This window comes from Streptomyces sp. GDS52 (assembly GCF_052246875.1).
Lineage (GTDB): Bacteria > Actinomycetota > Actinomycetes > Streptomycetales > Streptomycetaceae > Streptomyces > Streptomyces cathayae.
Genome location: NZ_CM125966.1, coordinates 2,168,936 through 2,185,681, shown reverse-complemented (window position 1 = coordinate 2,185,681; position 16,746 = coordinate 2,168,936). Strand labels below are relative to the sequence as shown.

The following is a 16,746-nucleotide window of genomic DNA, read 5'->3' as shown; positions in this document are numbered from 1 at the left end:
CCCCGCGGACGGTCCTGGACTGCATCTTTCGATGTACCGCGAGTTCATCGGTGGCGACGACGCCCCGGGCCGCCCCGCACGGGAGCCTGGAAGGGTGACCGAGAGGAGCGAACCGTGATCGTCGCCTTGATCGCCGCATGCGAGATCGGCTTCTGGGTGCTGCTGGCCGCCGGACTGGCCTTCCGCTACCTGCTGAAGATGCCGCGCACCGGCCTGGCGCTGCTGCTGTGCGAGCCGCTGCTGGAGGTCGTCCTGCTGGTCGCCACCGCGCTGGACCTGAAGAACGGTGCCGAGCCGGGCTGGGCGCACGGTCTGGCCGCGCTCTACATCGGCTACACCGTGGGCCACGGCCACCGCACCGTGAAGTGGCTCGACGGCCACGCCGCCCACCGGTTCGGCGGTGCCCCGAAGCCGGCCGGCCCGCCCCGCTACGGCACGGCCCGCGCCCGGCACGAGGCCAGGGTGTGGCTGGGCACGCTGGCGGGGGCCGCCGTGGCCACCGTCCTGCTCCAGCTCGCCATCCGGTACGTCGGCGACGCGAGCCGGGTGGGCTCCCTGGAGAGCTGGCGCACCACCGCCTGGCAGGTGACCGGCATCCACGGCCTGATCGCCCTGACCTACTGGCTCTGGCCGAAGAAGGCCCCGGCGGGCACGCAGGCGAAAGAGCCCGTCACCGCGAAGGAGAACCTCCGCCACTGAAAGGGGGCCGGAGGCGGGTGCCTTGCCGAAAAACGTGAGCAGTCGACGGGAAAGTGTCACGTAAGCCCTCAGATGAGCGGCATCAGGACAGATATGGCCGAAGTGCTCACGGCTTTGGGGCGGTGTGTCGTCCCCGGGACGTGGTCGAGTGCCCCGGCAGCGCACACGTCGAGGCCGCCGGCCCGCCGGACGATGGGGGGAACACCACCCGCACGAGCAGCCGGCCGCCCCCGGCGAGACCCGATGCGCCATCACTCGACCTCACGCCCGCCGGGCAGCACGACCGTCCCCGACCCGTGACGCCACCTCCAGATCCCTTACGACCCGGTCGCCCGGCCTGAACGCCCTGGGGATCGATGCCTTGCCCCGGCGCCGGATCGACCAGCAACCGGGTACCGGTTCCCACAGAAGCCCTCGGTGCCGAGCCCCGTACACGTCGTCCTGTACGGGGTCCGGCTGGGACTTGCGCGTAACCACTTCCGGCCGTCTTGCCGTTGTGCGGCTGCACGGTGTGCCGCAAGCGCGACAAGGGGGTCGTCCATGGCGAACAGCAGCAGTACAGCAGTCGAGTCGTCCGACAGTCTCAAGGCGTTCGGCGCGGCCCTGAAGACGTTCAGGGAACGGGCCCTGCTCACCCAGGAGCAGCTCGCCGAGCGGCTCAACTACTCGCACGCGTCGGTCGCCTCGGTCGAGCAGGGAAGACGGATGCCGACCGCCGCCTTCGTCGAGCGGGCGGAGGAGGCGCTGGAGGCGTTCGGGGTGCTGCGGGCCATGGTCCGGCACCTCGGGCGGCAGCGGGGACTGGCGGTCTGGTTCCGGGAGTGGGCTCAGTTGGAGGAGTCCGCGGTCGGTCTATGCACGTACGAGTGCCGGGTGGTGCCCGGGCTGCTCCAGACCGAGGCGTACACCCGGGCGGTGATGCTCAACGTGCCGCCCCCGCCCACCGAGGAGCAGTTGGAGCAGCGGATCGCCGCGCGGCGGGCGCGGCAGGACCTGCTCAGGCGTACACCGCCGATCGCGTTCAGCTTCATCGTCGAGGAGTCGGTGCTGCTGCGGCACACGGGAGGCGAGGAGGTCACCCGGGAGCTGCTCGGCCATCTCCTCGCCTGCACGGAACCGTGGAACGTGGAGCTGCAGATCATGCCGCAGCGGCAGCCGTACCACGCGGGCACGGATGGGCCCATGCGTCTTTTGGAGACCCCGGAACGCCAGTGGGTCGGGTACGCGGAGGGTCAGAAGACCGGACAGCTGGTTTCTGACCGGGAAGCAGTGAGCGTGATGCAGATGCGCTATGCCAAGATGCGCTCGCAGGCCCTGTCCCCGGCGGACTCGGTGGAGTTGTTGCAGAGGATGCGAGGAGCGCTATGAACACCGTCAACGAGCTGGACTGGTTCAAGAGCAGCTACAGCGGATCCGAGGGCGACGACTGTGTGGAGGTCGCGCTCGCCCCCGGAGTCGTGCACGTACGCGACTCCAAGCAGCAGGACGGGCCCCGGTTCGCGGTCTCCCCTTCCGCCTGGGGTGCTTTCCTCGGAGGTGCGGAGGGCTGAACGGCGGGTGCCGCCGTCGGCCCGTGTGATCAGGGACCAATCGGTTCCGGGCACACGGGCTGACGGCGGTGACGGCTTCCGTGCCGCTCCCCGGGGAGAAGGCCGGCGGGTGCTAGCGCTCCCCGCCCGGTACCCACAGCACGTCGCCGGTCTCCTTGTTGGCGATGCGGGCCAGGATGAAGAGGAGGTCGGAGAGGCGGTTGAGGTAGGTGGCGGTGAGGGGGTTCATGGTGTCGCCGTGCGCCTCCATGGCCGCCCAGGTGGAGCGCTCCGCGCGGCGGACCACCGTGCAGGCCTGGTGGAGGAGGGCGGCGCCCGCCGTGCCTGCCGGGAGGATGAAGGAGCGCAGCTTCTCCAGCCGCTCGTTGAAGTGGTCGCAGTCCGTCTCCAGCCGGTCCACGTAGAACTGCTCGACCCGCAGCGGCGGGAACTCGGGGTTCTCCACCACCGGCGTCGACAGGTCCGCGCCCACGTCGAACAGGTCGTTCTGCACGCGGGTGAGGACCGTGACGACCTCCTCGTCCAGGGCACCCAGCGCGATCGCGGTGCCGATCACCGCGTTCGCCTCGTTGGCGTCGGCGTAGGCGGCGATGCGCAGGTCGGTCTTGGCGACCCGGCTCATGTCACCGAGGTTGGTGGTGCCCTTGTCGCCGGTCTTCGTGTAGATGCGTGTCAGATTGACCATGCGGCCAGCCTAGTGACGCCCAGGCTTTCCGGACACCGGTGTGCCGACCGTCACGGCCCGCCGTGACGGTCGGTCTCGCGTGGGGTGGAGCGCCGGTCAGATCCCGCAGCTGGGTGCCGACCAGTACGGTGACGGGTCGAAGGCCACATGGGTGTGGTCGTTGTGGCCGGGGTAGCCGGGGCCGAGGATCTCGGAGAAGCCGTGGACCCGGGACTGGCGGGCGAGGGTGCAGAAGCTCGGCGAGCCGACGAGGTCGGCCGCGTCGCCGTAGAGGTGACGGCTGGTCGACGAGCCGCCGACCGCGCTGTTGCAGGCGTAGGAGCGGAAGCCGCTGGAGATGGTGATCGGCACGTCACCGAGCGCGTGCCGCAGTGCCTCCAGCTTCCACATGGTCTTCAGCGCGTTCGCCTTGGCGGTGGCGGCCGACACCGCGCCGCCCGACCAGGTGGAGTTGCACTTGTTGAGTTCGGCGTAGCTGAAGTGGACGGGCGTGCAGTCGGCGTCCTGGAGCGCGTAGATCTTGCTGAAGGTCTGCGGACCGGCGACACCGTCGGCGGGCAGTCCGTACGCCGACTGGAACTTCTTGACGGCGGCGGTGGTGCGGGCACCGTACTGGCCGTCGTAGGAGAGCCGCTCGCCCGAGGTCACCCAGCCGGCGACCCGGATCTGCAGCTGTGTCACATCGCTGCCGGAGGTGCCCTGGGACAGGGTGCGGTTCCAGGTGTAGCACGAGTCGGCGTGCGCCGTGCCGGCGGTGGCGCCCACCCCGAGGGCCATACCCGCCATGATCATGACAAATGAGAGGAGGGTGCGTGTCGCGCGTCTCAGCATTCCGGCCTCCCGACCGTCCGTCGCTGGATGGAGGGGTGCCGCCCGCCCGGACGGCGCCCGCCGACCAGCGTGCGGCACGGTGCTACGCGCGTCAACAATCAGTGGGTGAATGACTGGAGTTGACGGTCAGGAGGGTTGGTGGCCGAACCTGAGGAACCTCGGAGGCGGCGGGAGTGATGGGTGTCTCACTGCGTGAGACGTGACACGCATTACTAACCCCTCACACATTCGCCCGCGGGCGCTAGTGTCCGCGAGTGACGTACAGGAACAGTGTGTGAGTGTTTCGAAGGGGAGTCGCACAGTGGCACGGAAGCTCGCCGTCATCGGGGCCGGCCTCATGGGGTCCGGAATCGCCCAGGTCTCCGCTCAGGCGGGCTGGGACGTCGTCCTGCGCGACGTCACCGACGAGGCGCTCACGCGAGGTGTCGACGGGATCAAGTCGTCGTACGACAGGTTCGTGGGCAAGGGCAGGCTCGAGGCCCACGACGCCGACGCGGCCCTCGCCCGGATCACCACGACCACCGACCTGGACGCCTGCGCGGACGCGGACGTCGTGGTCGAGGCGGTCTTCGAGAAGCTCGAGGTCAAGCACGAGATCTTCCGCGCCCTCGACGGGATCGTGCGCGAGGACACCGTGCTCGCCTCCAACACCTCGGCCATCCCGATCACCAAGATCGCGGCCGTGACGGAGCGCCCGGAGCGGGTCGTCGGCGCGCACTTCTTCTCGCCGGTGCCGATGATGCAGCTGTGCGAACTGGTCCGCGGCTACAAGACCAGCGACGAGACCCTCGCCACCGCGCGCGAGTTCGCCGAGTCGGTCGGCAAGACCTGCATCGTCGTCAACCGCGATGTGGCCGGCTTCGTGACCACCCGCCTGATCAGCGCCCTCGTCGTCGAGGCCGCCAAGCTCCACGAGTCGGGTGTGGCGAGCGCCGAGGACATCGACCTGGCCTGCAAGCTGGGCTTCGGTCACGCCATGGGGCCGCTGGCCACCGCCGACCTGACCGGCGTCGACATCCTGCTGCACGCCACCGGGAACATCTACACCGAGTCCCAGGACGAGAAGTTCGCCCCGCCCGAGCTGATGCGCCGGATGGTTGACGCCGGTGACATCGGCCGGAAGAGCGGGCAGGGCTTCTACGCGTACTGATCACCCCGAACACCTCGGTGCTCATCACGCACCGGGGTGAATTCGGTGTCGGTTCGCTCACACGGAGCAACCTCTGCGGGCTCCACGCAGTCAGAGGGTGCATCACCGTCGCCAAAAACGTGAGAAGCCCGAACACCTCAAGAACCTGTACACCTTAAAAACGGAGCACGGCACGCACGGGAGCGCATATGCATATCAGGGGCGACCACGCCGAACTGGTCGTCGGGGGCCGCCTCGATGTCCGCAACGCGGCGGACGCCCGTACGGTCCTGCACTCGGCCGTCGACGACGGAGTCGGTGATCTGCTGTTGGACCTGTCCGAGCTGGACTCCTGGGACGCCACCGGACTCGGCGTGATCATGGGGGTCCACCGACGGGCCGGCCGCTGCGGCCGGCGGCTGGTGCTGCGCGACGTACCGCCACAGCTGCAGCGCCTGCTGGTGGCCACCCGGCTGCACCGGATCCTGGCGATCGAGGGGGGCATCGGGGTGGACACGCCGCCCCGTGTGTGAGGTCCGTACGGGGGACGCGCCGGACGAACCGGATGCACGGGGTGAACCGGATGCGCCGGACGGACCCGACGGCCGGCAGGATCCGGCCGGCCCGGTGAGAGCCCCCGGCGACCCGTGCGACGTGCGCAGAATCCTCACGAGACTGTGATGTCCCGGACCGGACGCCACCCCGGACTGTCGTAGATACTGGGAGAAGGTTTAGGGTTCGGCTGCCCGCTGCCTCATCCACCCTCGAGCGGGCCCGGGCCAAGAGCGACAGCGCGGTGTGCAGCAAGGCCGGGAGGGGCTTGGACCCAGGCACACGACGCTTTTGGGGGGCTAGGACCTTATGGACCCGAACAACCCGGGACCCGAGGAGTACGGTCGTGACGGCGACGGACACGCGCCGCGCCAGCGCCCGCCCAGGGAATCCCTCACATCCGACTTCGGGCAGCCCACGCCCGTGCTCGCCCGCACGGTGCAGCTCGTCTCCGGCGACTTCCTGCTGACCGTCAATCCCGTCGACGGCAGTGAGATAGAACCCTGCCCGCCCGCCGAGCGGCCCGCACGCCCCGTGAAGCTGACGGAGGCCGAGCGCGCCGAGGCCGAGCAGGCCGCCCGGCCGCCCGTCCCGCCCGGCCCGTCCCGGCCGGAGCTGCCGCTGACGGCCCGCCAGGACGAGCGGGAGAAGCTGCTCCGGCTGCTCGCCCGCGGCCGCTCCGTGCGCCTCACCGGCCCCGCGGGCGCCGGCCGTACCCGGCTGCTCGACGTCGTCGCCGAGGACTGCGCGGACCTCGCCCCCGACGGCGTGGTCCGCCTGGACGGCCACCGCCGCAGCGCCGACGATCTGCTGTACGACCTCTTCCACGCCGTGCACAGCGCGCCGCTGTACCGCCCCGGCCGGGACGAACTCGCCGACTGTCTCCGTGAGGTCGGCGCGGTCGTCGTCATCGACGACCTCGGGTTCGGCGGCGCCGCCCTCGACGAACTGCTCGACGCGACACCCGAGTGCGCCTTCCTGCTCGGCGCCACCCCGGACGTGCCCGCCCCGTCGGCCGACTCCGCCGTGGAGGAGGTCGTCCTCGACGGACTCGACCGCGCGGCCGGTCTCGACCTGCTGGCGCGCGCCGTCGACCGGGACCTCACCGAGGACGAGTCGAACTGGGCCGGTGACCTCTGGTTCGAGTCCGAGGGCCTGCCGCTGCGCTTCGTCCAGGCCGGTGCCCTGCTGCGACAGCGCGACCGGCTGCGCGCCGGCACCAGCGCCGTCGACGAGTTCGGCGTCTTCGAGGACGTCTGGCCCGGCGACCCGTCCGACGAACTGCCCGCCGACGCCGTCGACGCCGTCGACGGTGACGAGGTCCCGCTGCCCTCGCTCGGCGAGGCGGCCGCTCCCGCCCCGCTGCTCGCGGCACGGCTCAGCGCCTCCGCCCGCGCCACCCTGCGGTTCGCCGTCGCGCTCGGCGGTGAACTCCCGCACCAGGCGCACCTGCCCGCGCTGGTCGGCGACACCCACGCCGACGCCGCGCTCGGTGAGCTGGCCGCCTGCGGGCTGGCCGCCCCGGCCGGCTCCCGCTACCGGCTCGCCGCCGGCGTACCGGCCCAGCTGGAGGCCGCCGGGTACGCCGACGGGGCGCAGGCGCAGGCCCGCACCGCCGCCCAGCACTACGCCTGGTGGGCCGGGCACCCCTCGGTCACCCCGGAACGGGTCTGCGCCGAGGCCGACGCGGTGCTCGCCGCGCTCGCCGTGGTGGCGCCGCTCGCCTCGGCCGCCGACGAGGGCGAGGAGGACGTGGCGGTGCAGCTGGCCCGCACCGCCGCCCCCGCGTTCGCCGCGGGCCTGCACTGGAACGCCTGGGAGCGGGCCCTGCGGGCCGGCGCGGAGGCCGCCCGGCTCGCCGGAGACGTGGCGGAGGAGGCCTACTTCCGCCACGAGCTCGGCATCCACGCCCTGTGCGTGGGGGAGCTGGACCGCGCCCGTGCCGAACTGGAGGCCTCCGTCGGCCTGCGCGGGGCCGTCGCCGACAAGCGCGGCGCCATCGCCGGACGCCGGGCGCTGGCCCTGGTCAGCGACCGCTCCGGCATCCCGGCGGCGCTCGCGCCGACCGCGGGGGAGGAGGTGCCGGAGGCCCGGTACGAGGAGTCGGCCTCGCCGCCCCGCGGGGTGCCGATGGCCTTCCCGGAGCTGCAGCCGCCCACCGACACCGGCCTGGTCGTCCACCACACCGCGCCCGTGCCGGTGTTCGCGCCCAAGGCCACGCCCAAGGCCGGCGTCGGGCTGAAGGGCCTGGCCCGGCGCAACCTCGTGGCGGCCGGCGCGGGCGCGCTGCTCGTCGCCGTGCTGGGCACGGTGGTCACCCTCGGAGCGACCTCGGAGAACGAGCCCGGCACCCCGTCGGAGAACGTCGGCGTCAACCCGTCCGCGAGCCAGGGGGCCGACGACGGCAGCCTGGGTGCGGACCGGCGGACCGAGGAGGGCGGTGACACCGGTGACGCCACCAGCCGGCCCGCCGACCCCGGCCCGGACGGCACCCTCGGCACCTCCGACGACCCGACGCCGACGGCCACGGAGTCGGGCGAGGCCTCGGCCGACCCGGGCGACACCGACAAGCCGGACGACTCGACGACCACGCCCTCCACGCCGTCGGCGTCGTCCTCGTCCGCGAAGCCGCCGAAGACGACCGAGCCGAGCGATCCCGTCGACGAGACGACCGATCCGGAGCCGGCCCCGACCACCTCGACGCCGGATCCGCCCGCCCCGACGACGGGCCCGACGGAGGACTACACCCCGCCGCCGCCGGAGACGTCCGACTCGGCGAGCGGCCCCACCTCCTCCACCCCGGCCCAGACGGAGTCGGGGGCGAGCAGTTCGGCGAGCGCCCCGCAGAGCAGCGAGGCGGGCACACCGAGCAGCTCCGGAACAGCGGTGATCTGACACCCCGGGCGTCCGCGGACGCCCGGGAACACTTTCGGGCATGTGTGGAGGGCCGGCTCCCCGACGGGGGGGCCGGCCCTCCACACATGCCGTGACGCCGCTCAGAACAGGCGCAGTTTGTCGTCCTCGATGCCCCGCATGGCGTTGTAGTCGAGCACCTGGCAGCCGATGCCCCGGTCGGCGGCGAGCACCCGGGCCTGCGGCTTGATCTCCTGGGCCGCGAACACGCCGCGCACCGGGGCGAGATGCGGATCGCGGTTCAACAGCTCCAGATAGCGGGTGAGTTGCTCCACGCCGTCGATCTCACCGCGCCGCTTGATCTCCACCGCGACGGTCTGTCCCTCGGCGTCGCGGCAGAGGATGTCGACGGGGCCGATGGCGGTCATGTACTCGCGGCGGATGAGGGTGTAGCCCTCGCCGAGGGTCTCGATGCGGTCCGCGAGCAGTTCCTGGAGGTGCGCTTCCACGCCGTCCTTGATCAGGCCGGGGTCGACGCCCAGTTCGTGCGAGGAGTCGTGCAGGACCTCCTCCATCGTGATGATGAGTTTCTCGCCCGCCTTGTTGACGACGGTCCAGATCCCCTCCTCGTCACCGCTGCCCTCTTTGAGCGTGCAGGGCGGCGACATCCAGTTCAGGGGCTTGTAGGCCCGGTCGTCGGCGTGGATCGAGACACTTCCGTCCGCCTTGACCAGGATCAGGCGGGGTGCCGAGGGCAGGTGCGCGGTGAGCCGCCCGGCGTAGTCCACGGAGCAGCGGGCAATGACGAGACGCATGGTCGGCAACGCTACTCGACGGGCCGCGGTCGAGGCGATTCGCCCGCTCCCGCGAACGACTCGGAACCAGGTCGCAGGAGCCACTCCAGACCCTCGAGGCGTGTCCTGTATCTCCTGGAAAGCGCGTGTTCGGCGATGGCCGATTCCCGGCCCACAGCAAGTCCCCCATCCTGGGATTCTCCTGGTGCGGCCCCGGTCAGTTGCTTACGGTAGTGAACGGGAGGTCGCGACGTGTGCACGCAGCGTGTCGGATTCTGCGAACTCCCGTATCTGTCAGGCAACCCCCGCCCGGCGGGGGTGCGAGAGGAGAACCCATGTCGCTCGACGTCTCACCGGCCCTACTCGAACAGGCCGAGCGAGGCGAGGTCGACGAAGCAGACTTCGTCGACTGCGTCCGGACCTCCCTGCCCTACGCGTGGGAGATGATCAGCTCCCTGGTGGCCCAGTTGAAGGTGGACGGCGGAGAGTTCGCCGACAACCAGACGCCTCCGCCGGACGAGCAGGCTCGCGGTCAGCTGCTGCGTGCGCTCGCGAGTGACGCGATACGCGGCGCGCTGCAGCGGCACTTCGGCGTCCGGCTGGCCTTCCAGAACTGCCACCGGGTGGCCGTGTTCCCGCTCGACTCCTCGGTCGACGAGAGGCTGACCAAGTTCACCTCGGTCCGCGGGCAGTTGCTGAACCAGTCGCCGGAACTGCGCGACTGCTGACGCGCCACGTAGCTTGCCGCTCCGTACGCGGGAGGTGCGCTCTGTACCGGGGCGGCAAGTCTCACCGGAATCCCCCGCTCGTTCAGACGAGTTGGGGGATCACCTCGGCACCGAGCCGCCGTACGTTCTCCTCGGTCGCCGCGAGGTCGCCGGACCCCTCGACGAGCAGGGCGAACCGGGAGATGCCGGTCCGCTCGCTGGTCGCGGCGAGCCGGTCCGCGCACAGCCGCGGGGAGCCCACCGGGTGCAGCCCGCAGAGCAGTTCGGTGTAGGCCAGCGGGTCGCGCATCCGCCGCTCCCGGCCGTCCACCGTGACATGGGCCTCGAGTCCCTGCCGCAGCCAGCCGGGCAGCGCCTTGAGCAGCGTCTCCGCCGCGTCGGTGCGCCGGTCGGCGATCTGCACGACGCCGGCCGACACATGGGCCGCGCGGTGGACCTCCGCCGCCGGCCGTCCGCAGGCACGCGCGTGCCGCTGCCACAGGGCGACCATCTCGCCCTTCTCCTCGTCCCCCACGTGCATGCCGAGCAGCATCGGCAGCCCGCGCTCGGCCGCGAGCCGCACGCTCGCCGGGGAGGTGCAGGCGACCACGACCTCGGGGCCCTCCACCTCGGTGAGGCACTCCGAGGGGCGCGGGACGACGGGCACTTCACGGAACCGGAAGCGCTCCCCGGCGGCCGCGACCGAGGGGTCGCGCAGCCAGCGCGTCAGGAGATCGAGTGATTCGGGGAACCCCTTCTCGTACGCCTCGAGGCCGGACCCGAAGACCTCCAGGTCGACCCACGGTCCGCCGCGCCCGACGCCCAGCGAGAACCGCCCGCCGCTGGTGACGTGCAGCAGCGCGGCCTGCTCGCCGAGCGCCACCGGGTGGACGGTGGGCAGCACGCTGACCGCCGTACCGACCCGGATGCGGCGGGTGCGGCCCAGCAGCAACGCCGCCAGGGTGACCGCCGACGGGCAGGTGCCGTACGGCACGAAGTGGTGCTCGCCCAGCCAGACCGCGTCCAGCCCGGCCTCCTCGGCCACCTCGGCCGAACGGACCGCTCGGTGCAGTGCCTCCCCTTCGCCCTGCCCGGGGAACCGGGCGGCCAACACGAAACTTCCCACGCGCATTGCTTTCCTGCTTCCTTGGCTCCGACGCGGAGCTCCCCCACAGGGCATAACCGTCTGACACGTGCCGAGGACACGGCTGGGAGGGGAATTTTACGGATTGTCTGCAGAATGGGCGGTTCTGGAACGAGTGTTGCGCTCTTGTGAAGGGAAGCTTGTGATGTTTGGTTCCCTACGCGTACCCCGGTCGGCGCCGCGTAGGCTGGAAGCGGTCCCGCATCCTGTATAGCCCCGTGAGGTGTTCTGTGTCCCCGCGTCGCAACCGACCCAAGGGAGCCGGTTCGTCCGGCCGGAGCGCCGGGGACGACCGTTCCGGGCGGTACGGCGGCTGGCAGTCCACCGAGAACTGGCAGGGCGAGGAATGGAGCGTGCGGCACGTGGCGGGCTCCAGTGCCCAGGGCAAGGCGTACCGCTGCCCCGGCTGCGACCAGCTGATCCCGGACGGGGTGCCGCACGTGGTGGCCTGGCCGGCGCACGCGGGGGCCGACGACCGCCGGCACTGGCACAAGGCCTGCTGGAACGCGAAGGACCGCCGCACCACGCGGGTGCAGCGGTCCCGTAACGCGCCGAGGTTCTGAGCCCGGCGGTCGCTGTTCCGGCCGGCCCCTACACGTCCCGCTCCCCCAGCAGGAGGAAGGCGCCGCCGAGCGCCGCGGCCGTGACCCCGAGCATGATCCACAGCGGGTCCCAGCCGGACGGTCCGGACGTGCTCAGGGAGTTGGAGTAGAAGACGCTCAACTGGTTCGGGATGGAGTACTCGAACAGGGCGTCGCGCACGCCCTCCAGCGAGGAGGCGAACATGAACATCGCGATCACCAGCGGGGCGAGCAGGGCGCCGATCATGAGGGTGATGGCGCCCGCCGAGTGCCGGACGATCGAGCCGACGGCCAGCGAGAGCGTGCCGAGCAGGGCGAGGTGGAGCGAGATGCCGACGGTGGCCTTCAGCCACTCGTCGCCGGTGGGCTGTCCCGCGTTGTTGCCCTCCAGCATCACCATGTGCAGGAACGCGACGGCCGTCGCGGACAGCAGCGTCACCGTGAAGGCGATCAGGAAGAACACCAGGGCCTTCGCCGCGAGCACCCGCCCGCGCGAGGGGCAGGCCACCATGGTGGTGCGGATCATGCCGGTGCCGTACTCCGTGGCCGTGGTCAGCACGCCCAGCGAGACGAGGCACATGCTGCCCAGGAGCAGTCCGAAGAAGCCCAGGGACAGGGCGCTCTCACCGTTCAGGTCCGTGTCGGTGCTCGCCACCACCACACCGGTCAGCAGTCCGATGCCGACGACGAGCAGCACGAACACGCCCAGCGTCCACATCGTGGAGCGCAGCGACCGGATCTTCGTCCACTCGGAGGCGAGCGCGTGCCCCAGGTGCGTGCGCACCACCGGGATCGGCGAGTGGTAGCCGGGCTCCGCCGCCTGCCACACGGGCGCGGCCTGCTGGGTCGGGGGCTGGGGCGTGCTCATCGGGCGTCCTCGGGCTTGGCCACGTCGGAGCTGGACGGGCTGGGCGGGCTGGGCTGGGCGGCGGGCGGCGCGGCCGCCGGGGGAGCGGCTGCCGGGACGGGCTGGGCGTACGGGTTGGCCGGAGGGGCCGCCGGGGCGGCTCCGGGGGCGCCCGGAGCGCCGTACGGGCCCGCGGGAGCCTGCGGTGCGCCCGGGGCCGCCCCGAACTGCTGGGCGCCCTGCTGGGGCGGCGGCGGGGCGTACCAGCCGGGCTGACCCTGGCCCGGCACCGGCACCGGCGGCTGCATGCCCGGCGGCAGCGGCTGCTGGAGCCCTGCCTTCTGGTCGTCGGTCGAGCGGTAGTCGACCGCCCCCTGCGTCATCCGCATGTACGCCTCCTCCAGCGAGGCCTGGTGCGGTGACAGCTCCCACAGCCGTACGCCGGCCTCGTGGGCGATCTCACTGACGCGCGGCAGCGGCAGTCCCATCACCCGCAGCGCGCCGTCCTGCTCGGGCAGCACCTGGCCGCCGGCCTCGCTGAGCGCGGCGGACAGCTTCTCGCGCTGCTGCGGCTCGGTGTCGGGCGTGCGCACCCGTGCGAAGTCGGCGGAGTTGGCCGAGATGAAGTCCTTCACGCTCATGTCGGACAGGAGCTGTCCCCGGCCGATCACGATGAGGTGGTCGGCGGTCAGCGCCATCTCGCTCATCAGGTGGGACGAGACGAAGACCGTACGGCCCTCCGCGGCGAGCGACTTCATCAGGGTGCGCACCCAGAGGATGCCCTCGGGGTCGAGGCCGTTGACCGGCTCGTCGAACAGCAGCACCTGGGGGTCGCCGAGCAGCGCGGCGGCGATGCCGAGCCGCTGGCCCATGCCCAGGGAGAAGCCCTTGGAGCGCCGCCCGGCCACCTCGTGCAGCCCGACCACACCGAGCACCTCGTCCACCCGCCGGGCCGGGATGCCGGACAGCTGGGCCAGGCTCAGCAGGTGGTTGCGGGCGGACCGGCCGCCGTGCACGGCCTTGGCGTCCAGCAGCGCGCCGACCTGCCGGGCGGCGTTGGGCAGCCTGCGGTAGGGGTAGCCGCCGATCGTGACGTGGCCCGCGGTGGGGTTGTCCAGGCCGAGGATCATCCGCATCGTCGTGGACTTGCCCGAACCGTTGGGGCCGAGGAAGCCGGTGACGGCACCGGGGCGCACCTGGAAGGAAAGGTTGTACACAGCGGTCTTGTCGCCATACCGCTTGGTCAGGCCGACTGCCTCGATCATGCTCCGCCCATCGAGAGGTTCAGGACAACGAGGGCACACGCCCCCCGTAAGGGTTAGGAGGATATCGAGAGGCTGACGGTTCCACCCAAGGGGAGGTAAAGACGGTGGAAAACCGGCCCCGCCCCACCCCACCTTCCGGACCGGGCCGGGCGCCCCCTTCGCCCGCCCGAGTCCTGCCCCTGGGGCCTGTCCGGAGGATCACGCCGCAGACGCGGGGGCCGGCACGCCCTCCCCCGAGCTCTTCGAGCAGGGGCCCCGGCGCCCCGCTCACCCGCGCCGACGAGGCACCGTCGATTTCCTGCGACCTGATCCGCCGGACAGGCCCTACGCGTCGCGTTTCCTCAGCACCAGGTATCCGCCGGCGAGCACCGCGACCACCCACAGCGCCATGATGCCGAGGCCGCCCCAGGGCCCGTACGGGATGTCGTCGTCGAGCGGTGCGACCACCTGCATGATCCTGCTGCCCGCCTGGTCGGGCAGGAACCAGCCGATCTTCTTCGTCGCGTCGACGTTGGCCAGGATGCTGGAGATCAGGAAGAAGAACGGCATCAGGATGCCCAGCGACAGCATCGGGGAGCGCAGCATGGTGGCGACGCCCATCGAGAACACCGCGATCAGGGTCATGTAGAGACCGCCGCCGAGGACGGCCCGCAGCACCCCCTCGTCCCCGAGGGACGCGCTGTGCTCGCCGAGCATCGCCTGCCCGAGGAAGAAGGCGGCGAAGCTGGTGACCATGGAGACGACGAGCGCGAGCGCGGTGGCCACGCCGAGCTTGCCGGCCAGGAAGGCACCGCGCTGCGGTACCGCGGCCAGCGAGGTGCGGATCATGCCGGTGCTGTACTCGTTCGACACCACCAGCACCCCGAACACGATCATCGCGAGCTGGCCGAGGCTCATCCCGGCGAAGCTGATGAACGTCGGATCGAAGGAGAGCCGGCTCCGCGGGCTCATGGTGTCGAACTCGCGCGCCGACAGTGCCGAGATCAGCATGCCGAGCGCGATGGTGACGACCACCGCCAGGGAGAGCGTCCACACCGTGGACGCCACCGACCGGATCTTGGTCCACTCGGACCGGACGACCTGTGCCGCCGCCATGCTCAGCCCCTCTTCCAGCCGTCGCCCCACTGCTGCGGGGGCGCGGACGTACCGGAGTGCGCGTGGTACTCCACCGACTCCGCGGTCAGCCGCATGAACGCCTCCTCCAGGGAGGCCTGCTGCGGGCTCAGTTCGTGCAGCACCAGCTGGTGGGCGGCCGCCAGTTCCCCGACCTGCTCGGCCTTGGCGCCGTCCACCTCCAGCACCTCGCCGCTCTCGACGGCCGTGATCCCGGCCTCGTGCAGCACGTCCAGCAGCCGTTCCCGCTGCGGGCAGCGGATCCGGACGTACGAACGGGAGTTGTGCTCGATGAAGTCGGCCATGGAGGTGTCGGCGAGCAGCCGGCCCTGCCCGATGACGACGAGGTGGTCGGCGGTCAGCGCCATCTCGCTCATCAGGTGGGAGGAGACGAAGACCGTACGGCCCTGCGCGGCGAGCGACTTCATCAGGGTGCGGATCCAGTGGATGCCCTCGGGGTCGAGACCGTTGACCGGCTCGTCGAACATCAGGATGCGCGGATCGCCGAGCAGCGCGCCGGCGATGCCGAGCCGCTGGCCCATGCCGAGCGAGAACCCCTTGGTCTTCTTCCTCGCGACGGAGGTCAGCCCCACCGTGTCCAGCACCTCGTGCACCCGCTGCCGGGGGATGCCGTTGCTCTGGGCGAGACACAGCAGATGGTTGAAGGCGCTGCGGCCGCCGTGCGCGGCCTTGGCGTCCAGCAGCGCGCCGATGTGTTTCAACGGGTCCTTGAGCCGGTCGTAGTGCCGGCCGTCGATGCGGACGTCGCCGGCCGTGGGCCGGTCCAGGCCCAGCATCATCCGCATGGTGGTGGACTTGCCCGCGCCGTTGGGACCGAGGAACCCCGTGACGATGCCCGGCCTGACCGTGAAGGTCAGGTTGTTGACCGCCATCTTCTCGCCGTACCGCTTGGTCAGCCCCTCGAGCTCGATCATGCCGCCACGCTAGAACGGGACGAAGCCCTCTGCCAACTCCGTGGCAGAGGGCTTCACCGATGTTCGGTCCCTGTATCCCGGCCGGTTACCGGGTCTGCTGGGCCGGAACCCCGCGGGAGGCGGACTCGTCCTCGGCCGGCGAACCGGCCGCGGCCACCGCGGCACCCGTGAGCGTCGCCAGCATCTCGCGGACGTTGGTCAGCTGGGCGTTGATGGAGTCGCGGCGGTTGGTGAGCGCCGCCAGCTCCCGCTCGGACTCCGAACGGATCCGGTCGGCCTTGGCGTTGGCGTCGGCCACGATGTCCTCGGCCTGGCGCTGAGCGGTCTCCACCGTCTGGCGGGCCCGGCGCTCGGCGTCGGTGCGCAGCTTCTCCGCCTCCAGGCGCAGCTGCTCCGCGCGGTGCTCGATCTCGGCGAGGCGCTTCTCGGCCTTGGCCTGACGCGAGGCCAGGTCGCGCTCGGACTGCTCGCGCCGCTTGGCCAGGTTCGTCTCGAAGTCGGCGGCGGCCTGTGCGGCCTTCGCGCGGGTCTCCTCGAAGAGGGCGTCCGCCTCCTCGCGCTTGGACTGCGCGTCCTTCTGCGCGTCCGACCGCAGCTGAGAGGCCTCGCCCTGGGCCTTCTCGACGATCCGGACGCCCTCGTCCTCGGCCTTCGCCTTGCGCTCGGCGGAGTACGACTCCGCGTCGTTGCGCACCTGCTGGGCGGCCGACTCGGCGAGTTCACGGTGCTGCTCGGCCGCGCGCCGGGCCTCCTCACGGAGGTCCTTCGCCTCCTCCTCGGCCAGCCGCAGGATCTTCTCCACGCGCGCGCCGAGCCCCGCGTACGACGGCTCGGCGTCGGTGACCTGGGACTGGGCGTTCTGCGTCTCGAGGTGGAGCTCCTCGATGCGCTTTTCCAGAGCGGTGATGCGGGCGAGAGCGCTGTCACGGTCGGAGACGAGCTTGGAGATGCGTTCGTCCACCTGAGCGCGGTCGTATCCACGCCGCACAAGCTCGAAGCCGTAGGGGGAAGTGTCGCTCATGGGATTCCTGTCGAATGAGGACCGGTGAGGTGATAGGGGG

General features: G+C 71.4%; 17 protein-coding genes. 8 read left to right on the top strand and 9 right to left on the bottom strand.

Translation table 11 applies throughout. From position 1 onward, the window contains the following. The first annotated feature begins 114 nt into the window (after positions 1-114). From ACTWJ9_RS09710 to ACTWJ9_RS09700, 3 genes are all read left to right on the top strand, one after another. On the top strand, positions 115-699 hold the full coding sequence (locus tag ACTWJ9_RS09710; RefSeq protein WP_387039220.1) for a hypothetical protein: 585 nt from the start codon (positions 115-117) through the stop codon (positions 697-699). A 540-nt stretch (positions 700-1,239) separates the two neighbouring features. Next, entirely contained in the window at positions 1,240-2,067 is an 828-nt protein-coding gene (locus tag ACTWJ9_RS09705; RefSeq protein ID WP_279333833.1) for a helix-turn-helix domain-containing protein, read from the top strand. Beyond that, positions 2,064-2,249, top strand: a complete 186-nt coding sequence (locus ACTWJ9_RS09700; RefSeq protein WP_279333832.1) for a DUF397 domain-containing protein — start codon at positions 2,064-2,066, stop codon at positions 2,247-2,249. Before ACTWJ9_RS09705 ends, ACTWJ9_RS09700 begins: the two co-directional genes overlap by 4 nt. Before the next feature lie 112 nt (positions 2,250-2,361). On the opposite strand, the gene ACTWJ9_RS09695 is transcribed toward ACTWJ9_RS09700, so the two are convergent. Beyond that, positions 2,362-2,934: a cob(I)yrinic acid a,c-diamide adenosyltransferase gene (locus tag ACTWJ9_RS09695; protein ID WP_387039218.1), complete on the bottom strand. Its 573-nt coding sequence runs from the start codon at positions 2,932-2,934 to the stop codon at positions 2,362-2,364. A 96-nt stretch (positions 2,935-3,030) separates the two neighbouring features. Then, positions 3,031-3,765, bottom strand: a complete 735-nt coding sequence (locus tag ACTWJ9_RS09690; RefSeq protein ID WP_279333830.1) for a D-Ala-D-Ala carboxypeptidase family metallohydrolase — start codon at positions 3,763-3,765, stop codon at positions 3,031-3,033. 301 nt (positions 3,766-4,066) lie between these two features. Between ACTWJ9_RS09690 and ACTWJ9_RS09685 the strand changes: the two genes are divergently transcribed. The 3 genes from ACTWJ9_RS09685 to ACTWJ9_RS09675 all read left to right on the top strand — a co-directional run bounded on the left by ACTWJ9_RS09685 (position 4,067) and on the right by ACTWJ9_RS09675 (position 8,341). Further along, the gene (locus tag ACTWJ9_RS09685; protein ID WP_279333829.1) at positions 4,067-4,915 is read left to right on the top strand and encodes a 3-hydroxyacyl-CoA dehydrogenase family protein; all 849 of its coding nucleotides are present in this window, start codon (positions 4,067-4,069) and stop codon (positions 4,913-4,915) included. Between the two features lie 188 nt (positions 4,916-5,103). Next, a complete protein-coding gene (locus ACTWJ9_RS09680; protein ID WP_279333828.1) occupies positions 5,104-5,427 on the top strand; it encodes an STAS domain-containing protein in 324 nt (107 codons plus the stop codon). A 328-nt stretch (positions 5,428-5,755) separates the two neighbouring features. Next, the gene (locus tag ACTWJ9_RS09675) at positions 5,756-8,341 is read left to right on the top strand and encodes an ATP-binding protein (RefSeq protein WP_279333827.1); all 2,586 of its coding nucleotides are present in this window, start codon (positions 5,756-5,758) and stop codon (positions 8,339-8,341) included. Between the two features lie 101 nt (positions 8,342-8,442). Here the strand turns inward: ACTWJ9_RS09675 and nucS are convergent, their stop codons facing one another. Continuing rightward, a complete protein-coding gene (gene nucS, locus ACTWJ9_RS09670) occupies positions 8,443-9,114 on the bottom strand; it encodes an endonuclease NucS (RefSeq protein WP_279333826.1) in 672 nt (223 codons plus the stop codon). A gap of 314 nt (positions 9,115-9,428) precedes the next feature. Here nucS and ACTWJ9_RS09665 point away from each other — a divergent pair, with 314 nt between their 5' ends. Next, positions 9,429-9,821, top strand: coding sequence for an SCO5389 family protein (locus ACTWJ9_RS09665; RefSeq protein ID WP_279333825.1), 393 nt, complete (start codon positions 9,429-9,431; stop codon positions 9,819-9,821). An 82-nt stretch (positions 9,822-9,903) separates the two neighbouring features. Here ACTWJ9_RS09665 and ACTWJ9_RS09660 read toward each other — a convergent pair whose 3' ends face one another. Next, a complete protein-coding gene (locus tag ACTWJ9_RS09660; RefSeq protein ID WP_279333824.1) occupies positions 9,904-10,932 on the bottom strand; it encodes an LLM class flavin-dependent oxidoreductase in 1,029 nt (342 codons plus the stop codon). A 242-nt stretch (positions 10,933-11,174) separates the two neighbouring features. Between ACTWJ9_RS09660 and ACTWJ9_RS09655 the strand changes: the two genes are divergently transcribed. Further along, a complete protein-coding gene (locus ACTWJ9_RS09655) occupies positions 11,175-11,507 on the top strand; it encodes an ATP/GTP-binding protein (RefSeq protein WP_279333823.1) in 333 nt (110 codons plus the stop codon). Positions 11,508-11,535: 28 nt separating this feature from the next. Here ACTWJ9_RS09655 and ACTWJ9_RS09650 read toward each other — a convergent pair whose 3' ends face one another. From ACTWJ9_RS09650 to ACTWJ9_RS09630, 5 genes are all read right to left on the bottom strand, one after another. Then, entirely contained in the window at positions 11,536-12,393 is an 858-nt protein-coding gene (locus ACTWJ9_RS09650; RefSeq protein WP_279333822.1) for an ABC transporter permease subunit, read from the bottom strand. After that, complete coding sequence (locus ACTWJ9_RS09645) at positions 12,390-13,637, bottom strand: ABC transporter ATP-binding protein (protein ID WP_279333821.1); 1,248 nt, start codon at positions 13,635-13,637, stop codon at positions 12,390-12,392. The genes ACTWJ9_RS09650 and ACTWJ9_RS09645 overlap by 4 nt, the downstream gene beginning before the upstream one ends. 324 nt (positions 13,638-13,961) lie before the next feature. Continuing rightward, on the bottom strand, positions 13,962-14,732 hold the full coding sequence (locus ACTWJ9_RS09640) for an ABC transporter permease (RefSeq protein WP_388702636.1): 771 nt from the start codon (positions 14,730-14,732) through the stop codon (positions 13,962-13,964). 2 nt (positions 14,733-14,734) lie between these two features. After that, positions 14,735-15,685, bottom strand: a complete 951-nt coding sequence (locus tag ACTWJ9_RS09635; protein WP_279333819.1) for an ABC transporter ATP-binding protein — start codon at positions 15,683-15,685, stop codon at positions 14,735-14,737. An 85-nt stretch (positions 15,686-15,770) separates the two neighbouring features. Further along, positions 15,771-16,706 carry a cellulose-binding protein gene (locus tag ACTWJ9_RS09630; RefSeq protein ID WP_387040326.1) on the bottom strand — a complete coding sequence of 312 codons (936 nt, stop codon included), beginning with the start codon at positions 16,704-16,706 and terminating at the stop codon, positions 15,771-15,773. Positions 16,707-16,746: the final 40 nt, after the last annotated feature.

Excerpts from the sequence above, each read along its gene's own strand:
- ACTWJ9_RS09660 (WP_279333824.1), bottom strand. The coding sequence starts at position 10,932 with ATGCGCGTGGGAAGTTTCGTGTTGGCCGCCCGGTTCCCCGGGCAGGGC.
- ACTWJ9_RS09665 (WP_279333825.1), top strand. The coding sequence starts at position 9,429 with ATGTCGCTCGACGTCTCACCGGCCCTACTCGAACAGGCCGAGCGAGGC.
- nucS (WP_279333826.1), bottom strand. The coding sequence starts at position 9,114 with ATGCGTCTCGTCATTGCCCGCTGCTCCGTGGACTACGCCGGGCGGCTC.
- ACTWJ9_RS09700 (WP_279333832.1), top strand. The coding sequence starts at position 2,064 with ATGAACACCGTCAACGAGCTGGACTGGTTCAAGAGCAGCTACAGCGGA.
- ACTWJ9_RS09690 (WP_279333830.1), bottom strand. The coding sequence starts at position 3,765 with ATGCTGAGACGCGCGACACGCACCCTCCTCTCATTTGTCATGATCATG.
- ACTWJ9_RS09630 (WP_387040326.1), bottom strand. The coding sequence starts at position 16,706 with ATGAGCGACACTTCCCCCTACGGCTTCGAGCTTGTGCGGCGTGGATAC.
- ACTWJ9_RS09640 (WP_388702636.1), bottom strand. The coding sequence starts at position 14,732 with ATGGCGGCGGCACAGGTCGTCCGGTCCGAGTGGACCAAGATCCGGTCG.
- ACTWJ9_RS09695 (WP_387039218.1), bottom strand. The coding sequence starts at position 2,934 with ATGGTCAATCTGACACGCATCTACACGAAGACCGGCGACAAGGGCACC.
- ACTWJ9_RS09705 (WP_279333833.1), top strand. The coding sequence starts at position 1,240 with ATGGCGAACAGCAGCAGTACAGCAGTCGAGTCGTCCGACAGTCTCAAG.
- ACTWJ9_RS09635 (WP_279333819.1), bottom strand. The coding sequence starts at position 15,685 with ATGATCGAGCTCGAGGGGCTGACCAAGCGGTACGGCGAGAAGATGGCG.
- ACTWJ9_RS09680 (WP_279333828.1), top strand. The coding sequence starts at position 5,104 with ATGCATATCAGGGGCGACCACGCCGAACTGGTCGTCGGGGGCCGCCTC.
- ACTWJ9_RS09650 (WP_279333822.1), bottom strand. The coding sequence starts at position 12,393 with ATGAGCACGCCCCAGCCCCCGACCCAGCAGGCCGCGCCCGTGTGGCAG.
- ACTWJ9_RS09675 (WP_279333827.1), top strand. The coding sequence starts at position 5,756 with ATGGACCCGAACAACCCGGGACCCGAGGAGTACGGTCGTGACGGCGAC.
- ACTWJ9_RS09645 (WP_279333821.1), bottom strand. The coding sequence starts at position 13,637 with ATGATCGAGGCAGTCGGCCTGACCAAGCGGTATGGCGACAAGACCGCT.